The sequence below is a fragment of the Rhizobium altiplani genome, assembly GCF_001542405.1.
In the GTDB taxonomy this organism is placed as follows: domain Bacteria; phylum Pseudomonadota; class Alphaproteobacteria; order Rhizobiales; family Rhizobiaceae; genus Rhizobium; species Rhizobium altiplani.
In genome coordinates, this window is the sequence record NZ_LNCD01000133.1 from 1 (window position 1) to 6,423 (window position 6,423).

The window sequence follows — 6,423 nt, forward strand, 5'->3', positions numbered from 1 at the left end:
CACTATGCCCTGATCCTGGCGCTGGCGACGGCGCTCGTGGTCTCCGTCGTGCCGGTGATCGGTGCAAGGCGCCTCGACCGTGCGATGATGGATCTGGCCTCCGTCGGGTCCCTGGCTATGTTCGCGCTGGTGGCGTTCTCCTTCGGAGTCCTGACCTACGCCCATGTCGTTTCCGACTTTTCGGTCGCCAACGTCTGGGAGAACTCCCATTCGCTGGTGCCGCTGCTGTTCAAATTGTCAGGTGTCTGGGGCAATCACGAGGGCTCGATGATGCTCTGGCTGCTGATCCTGGTGCTGTTCAGCGCCCTGGTCGCGCTCTTCGGACGGAATTTGCCCGATACGCTGCGGGCAAACGTGCTCGCCGTGCAGGCCTGGATATCGGTCGCCTTCATCCTGTTCATCCTACTGACCTCCAATCCCTTCATGCGGCTGGATCCGGCTCCGGCCGAGGGGAAGGACCTCAACCCGGTGCTGCAGGACGTCGGTCTGGCGATCCACCCGCCGCTGCTCTATCTCGGCTATGTCGGCTTCTCCGTCTGTTTCTCCTTTGCCGTGGCTGCCCTTCTCGAAGGCCGCATCGATGCCGCCTGGGCGCGCTGGGTGCGGCCCTGGACGCTGGCCGCCTGGACGTTCCTGACGCTTGGCATCGCCATGGGCTCCTACTGGGCCTATTACGAGCTCGGCTGGGGCGGCTGGTGGTTCTGGGATCCGGTCGAGAATGCCTCCTTCATGCCCTGGCTTGCCGGGACCGCGCTGCTGCATTCGGCGCTCGTCATGGAAAAGCGCGAGGCGCTGAAGATCTGGACGGTGCTGCTTGCCATCCTGACCTTCTCGCTGTCGCTGATGGGCACGTTCCTCGTGCGCTCGGGGGTTCTGACCTCGGTGCACGCCTTTGCCAGCGATCCGACCCGCGGCGTCTTCGTCCTGTTCATTCTGCTGATCTTCATCGGCGGGTCGCTGTCGCTCTTTGCCTTCCGTGCGCCGCAGCTCTCGGCCGGCGGCCTGTTTGCGCCGATCTCGCGCGAAGGGGCGCTTGTCCTCAACAACCTGATCCTCACCGTCGCCTGCGGCACGGTGCTGACAGGCACGCTCTATCCGCTGCTTTTGGAGACGCTGACCGGTGACAAGATCTCGGTCGGGCCGCCCTTCTTCAACATGACCTTCGGCCTGCTGATGGCGCCGCTGCTGGTCATCGTTCCCTTTGGCCCGCTGCTCGCCTGGAAGCGCGGCGATCTGCTCGCTGTTCTGCAGCGGCTCTATCTGGTCGCGATCCTGGCTTTTGTTGTTGCGGTGGTCTTCTTCTATGTCCAGCACGGCGGTCCCGTGCTTGCCGTGCTCGGGCTGGCTGGAGCGCTGTTCCTGATCTTCGGCGCGATCGCCGATCTGTGGTATCGCGCCGGCGTCGGCAAGGTCGCGGCCTCCGTCGCCTGGAGACGCCTTGCCGGCCTGCCGCGCTCGGCCTTCGGCACGGCGCTCGCGCATGCCGGGCTTGGTGTTGCCGTCCTCGGCATCGTCGCGGTGACCACCTTCGAAACCGAGCATGTCATCGAGATGAAGTCCGGCCAGAGCGTGGAAGCCGGCGGCTACGCCGTGCGGTTCGACGGCATGAAGCCGGCGACCGGACCGAACTACAGCGAAGAGCGCGGTCACTTCACCATCAGCCGCGGCGGCGTCGAGGTTGCCGATGTCTGGTCGTCCAAGCGGATCTACACGGCGCGGCAGATGCCGACGACGGAAGCCGGCATCGTGACGTTCGGGCTGAGCCAGCTCTATGTGTCGCTCGGCGATCCGACGAACGACGGTGGCATGGTCGTGCGCATCTGGTGGAAGCCCTTCATTCTCTGCATCTGGGGTGGCGCGGTGATCATGGCGATCGGCGGCTTCGTGTCGCTGAGCGACCGGCGCCTGCGTGTCGGGGCGCCGAACCGCAGGGCAAAGCCGCTGCGTCCTGCCATGGAGCCGGCCGAATGATGAGGCGTCTGCTCCTGGTGATAGCGATAGTTCTGTCGGCCGCGCCGGCCTTTGCCGTCAATCCGGACGAGGTTCTTGCCGATCCGGCGCTCGAGGCGCGCGCCCGGGCGATCTCCGCCGAACTGCGCTGCATGGTCTGCCAGAACCAGTCGATCGACGATTCCAATGCCGAGCTTGCGAAGGACCTGCGCCTGTTGGTGCGCGAGCGGTTGACCAATGGCGATACGAACGAACAGGTAATGAACTACATCGTCTCGCGCTACGGCGAGTTCGTGCTGTTGAAGCCGCGCTTCGAAACGAAGACGATCCTTCTGTGGGGCGCGCCGCTCCTGCTCGCCGTCGCAGGCGGCCTCTCGCTGATCGTCTTCGCACGGCGTCGCGTGGAGGTGCCGACCGGCAGTCGCCTCAGCGAGGAGGAAGAGAAAAAACTCGACCGACTTATGCATGGCGATGGTCTTTGACTGAGATCAATGTTGAATTGCTTTGCTCATTCTACCGTCGAGCCAGCAGCATTCCGGAAGAGCGAGGCATGAGATGCAGGCCAAGGACATAATGACCACCAACGTGGTTTCAATCAGCCCGGCGGCTAGTGTACGGCATGCAGTCGCCGTCATGCTTCAAAACAACATCAGCGGCCTTCCGGTCGTCAGCGACGAGGGACGCGTTTGTGGTATGCTGACGGAAGGCGATCTTCTCCTCCGGCGGGAAATCCGGGTTTCGCTGCGGTCATCTCGCGTGTCCGAAGTCACCTCGGAACTTGACCTTGAGCGCTACATTCGCACTCATGGCTGGTCCGTGGCAGATGTCATGTCTCCCGACGTCATTGTCGCATTGCCGGACAGCGAGGTGTCAGACATCGCCGATAGCCTGCAGGCCCACCGAATCAAGCGGTTACCCATCGTCGAGAACGGGCGACTTGTCGGGATCGTGAGCCGGCGCGACATTCTGGCGATCATTCTCGACGCGCCGCCGACCACGCTTCCTCGGGAGGATGAGAGTATTCGTCTGGCGGTACGTACGCGTCTGAGGTCCGACCTCGGTTTGACGCCGCAAAGGGTGCAAGTCTCTGTCAAGAACGGTGAAGTGACCCTGGACGGCCACCTGGAATCGGATCTGAAGCGAAAAGCAGTGCGCACGCTTGTCGAAAGCTTGGGAATCGGCGGCTATCGCGACCGACTGCATGTCATCACGCCCGACGGTGCAGACCGCGCCGACATTGCCTCGGGTTAACATCGATCTTCGGTAGCAACCAGTCCGTTGGTTTTGCAAACATGACCTTGAGAAGCCGTCGCGAATGGCGCCTCTACTGGAGCCGTTGGGACGAGGAGGCTTGTTCGCTTCGCGCCCCGAAATCGAACAAGCCTCTGTCAAGTTCCCAGCATTGACACGGGCATCGCCCGACCCGCGACAGCAATATAGGACAGCACCGGAACGAAATCTTTGACCGATGTCAAAGATGGCAAGTTCCGATTGGCGCTCGGGTGGCGGTCACAGATCGGACATCGGCCAGGCGAGTTGCAAGTCAAGATGAACGTCACCCGCCCGCGAGGGCCTGGTCCAAAAACGGGCGAATATCTTTGGCAAGCGCAGCTGCGTCGAGTGGACCAACGTGCTTGGCCACGATGCGTCCATCCCGGTTGATGACGAATGTCTCCGGAACACCATAAACGCCCCAGTCGATCGAAGCCCTGCCTCTTGCATCGATCCCGATTGCGGCGAAAGGATTCCCGTTCTCGCGTAGGAACGGCAGCGCCTTTTCGGGAGCGTCCTTGTAGTTGATCGCAACGACGGTGATGCGCGTGTCTTTGGCGAGTTCCATCAGGACAGGGTGCTCCTGACGGCATGGAATGCACCATGAGGCGAAGATGTTGACGACGGTCACCCGCCCCCGGATGCCAGCGTCCGCCAGTCCTGGAGTTGATGAACCGGCGAGCGGCGGAAGATCCACATGTGGATGTGGTTGGCCGATAAGGGAGGAGGGGAGTGTAGAAGGAGTGTATCCGTCGGCCGATTCCCGGTACAGCACGTTGCCCACAGCACTTGCGATTCCGAGGAATGCGACAAGCGGTATTGCCGCCACGAGGTAACTCCGCATCCTAGCGTTCTTCGCGATTTGGCCGGCGACGCACGACCGCCAGCGCCTCGACCTGTCGGCGGTAGCTTCGGCTGGTAATCCAAACCTTCGCCGCCATCGCAAACATCACCGAGAAGGCCAGCGCGTAAGCGGCGAAAACATACTCCTGATGCGTCATCTCAACTATCCCTTTGTGACGCGGCCCTTGCTGCGAGCCTGTAATGAGAGATCAGCTTTCTTCGCCAGATCTCGTTTCGTATCGATGCGACGTAAAGCGTCGCAAAGAGCGTGGTGAAAGCGAGGCCCATGATCAGCAGCGGTCGCAGAAATTCGATGTCGAGAGCGGGCCCGTCAAATCTCAGGACACTTGCGGGCTGGTGGAGTGTGTTCCACCACTCGACCGAGAATTTGATGATCGGAATGTTCACGAACCCGACGATGATGAGAACCGCGGAGACGCGGGCAGCCCGCGTCGGCTCGTCAACGGCGCGATTGATCGCCAGTATACCAAGGTACATGATGAACAGCACGAACATGGACGTCAGCCGAGCGTCCCAGACCCACCAGGTCCCCCACATCGGCTTACCCCAGATCGCGCCAGTGACAAGGGACACGAAAGTGAACGCGGCGCCGAGAGGCGCTGCCACGCGGGCTGAAACGTCTGCCAAAGGGTGTCGCCAGACCAGCGATCCAACGGCGTTAAGCGTCATGACCGTGTAGCACAGCATCGCCATCCACGCCGAAGGAACGTGAACATACATTATTCTGACAGTCGCGCCTTGCTGGTAGTCCACATCGGAACTGAAGGCGACGTAAAGGCCAATCAGGAAGAACAGCATCGTCAGTGCCGATAGAACGGGGATTGCCCGATCTGACATCTCGACGAACCGGGTGGGCTGCGCGAGGCCTTTGACGTATTTTGCGGCGTTTGAATATGAACTCATGCCAGGAGCCATAGCGCCTGATTGCGCCTCTATAATTGATCCTGGTCAAACATTTCGAAGCGACCCGGCGTGATCGATAATATTTTAAGACTCCTTCAGCGGCCGATTGCACGAAGCCTGGCCGGCAGCACAAAAGGCGCGACAGCATGGCGCGTTCCAAATGTTGCCGGGCTTCCTCACGGAGCCTGCGAGATGTTCAGCAACTTGACGGAGATCAAATACGGGGCTCGGGAGCCGGTGTATCGCTGCTTGCAGAATCAAGGAGCATGACATGGATTTCGAAGCGTTTTTCAAAAGCGAGCTGGACGGGCTTCACAGCGAAGGTCGCTATCGCGTTTTTGCCGATCTTGAGCGTCACCGCGGCAGCTTTCCGCGCGCCACGCGACACACGGCGGACGGCCCGAAGGAAGTCACGGTCTGGTGCTCCAACGACTATCTCGGCATGGGCCAGCACCCCAAGGTGGTCGAGGCGATGAAGAATGCCATCGATCACTGTGGCGCGGGTGCGGGAGGCACCCGGAATATCTCTGGCACCACCCACTACCACGTTCTGCTCGAGCGCGAGCTGGCTGATCTTCACGGCAAGGAAGCGGCACTGATCTTCACCTCGGGCTACGTCTCCAACTGGGCGGCGCTCGGCACGCTTGGCGCCAAGATCCCCGGCCTCATCATCTTCTCCGACGCGCTGAACCATGCGTCGATGATTGAAGGCATTCGCTACGCCAAGTGCGAGAAGGTGATCTGGAAGCACAACGACATCCATGATCTCGAAGCCAAGCTGGCGGCTGCCGATCCGAAGGCGCCGAAGCTGATCGCCTTCGAATCGGTCTATTCGATGGATGGCGATATCGCCCCGATCAAGGAGATCTGTGACCTCGCCGACAAGTACGGCGCGATGACCTATCTCGACGAAGTGCATGCCGTCGGCATGTACGGGCCGCGCGGCGGCGGCATTGCCGAACGCGAAGGGCTGATGGACCGCCTGACTGTCATCGAGGGCACGCTCGGCAAGGCGTTCGGCGTCATGGGCGGCTATATCGCCGCCTCGACGGCGCTGTGCGACTTCATCCGCTCGTTTGCGTCTGGTTTTATCTTCACGACGGCGCTGCCGCCGGCGCTTGCTGCCGGTGCGGTTGCCTCGATCCAGCATCTGAAGGTCAGCCCGTTCGAGCGGGCACGCCACCAGGATCGGGTCCGCAAGCTGAGGGCGCTGCTCGATCAGCGCGGCATCCCGCATATGCCGAACCCGAGCCACATCGTGCCTGTCATGGTCGGCGATGCGGCCAAGTGCAAGTGGATCTCCGACCTGCTGCTCGACAATTGCGGTGTCTACGTGCAGCCGATCAACTACCCGACGGTGCCGAAGAAGACCGAGCGGCTGCGCATCACCCCGACGCCGCTGCACAGCGACACCGACATCGAACACCTCGTCGA

General features: G+C 61.5%; 7 protein-coding genes. 4 read left to right on the top strand and 3 right to left on the bottom strand.

The features are described from left to right. From AS026_RS32330 to AS026_RS32340, 3 genes are all read left to right on the top strand, one after another. A partial coding sequence (locus AS026_RS32330) for a heme lyase CcmF/NrfE family subunit (protein WP_245307705.1) occupies window positions 1–1,971 on the top strand: 1,971 nt, incomplete at its 5' end. Next, window positions 1,968–2,432 (top strand): cytochrome c-type biogenesis protein, encoded by a 465-nt coding sequence (locus AS026_RS32335; protein WP_062374575.1) that lies wholly within the window; start codon window positions 1,968–1,970, stop codon window positions 2,430–2,432. The genes AS026_RS32330 and AS026_RS32335, both read left to right, overlap by 4 nt. Window positions 2,433–2,505: 73 nt before the next feature. Next, on the top strand, window positions 2,506–3,201 hold the full coding sequence (locus AS026_RS32340; RefSeq protein ID WP_062374578.1) for a CBS domain-containing protein: 696 nt from the start codon (window positions 2,506–2,508) through the stop codon (window positions 3,199–3,201). 304 nt (window positions 3,202–3,505) lie between these two features. Here AS026_RS32340 and AS026_RS32345 read toward each other — a convergent pair whose 3' ends face one another. The 3 genes from AS026_RS32345 to AS026_RS32350 are packed head-to-tail and all read right to left on the bottom strand — an operon-like array spanning window position 3,506 to window position 4,989. After that, window positions 3,506–4,066 carry a DsbE family thiol:disulfide interchange protein gene (locus AS026_RS32345; RefSeq protein ID WP_062374580.1) on the bottom strand — a complete coding sequence of 187 codons (561 nt, stop codon included), beginning with the start codon at window positions 4,064–4,066 and terminating at the stop codon, window positions 3,506–3,508. 1 nt (window position 4,067) lies between these two features. Next, entirely contained in the window at window positions 4,068–4,223 is a 156-nt protein-coding gene (locus AS026_RS40725; protein WP_018857488.1) for a hypothetical protein, read from the bottom strand. Window position 4,224: 1 nt separating this feature from the next. After that, entirely contained in the window at window positions 4,225–4,989 is a 765-nt protein-coding gene (locus AS026_RS32350) for a heme ABC transporter permease (protein ID WP_062374586.1), read from the bottom strand. Window positions 4,990–5,260: 271 nt separating this feature from the next. Here AS026_RS32350 and hemA point away from each other — a divergent pair. Continuing rightward, a partial coding sequence (gene hemA / locus AS026_RS32355; RefSeq protein WP_062374240.1) for a 5-aminolevulinate synthase occupies window positions 5,261–6,423 on the top strand: 1,163 nt, incomplete at its 3' end.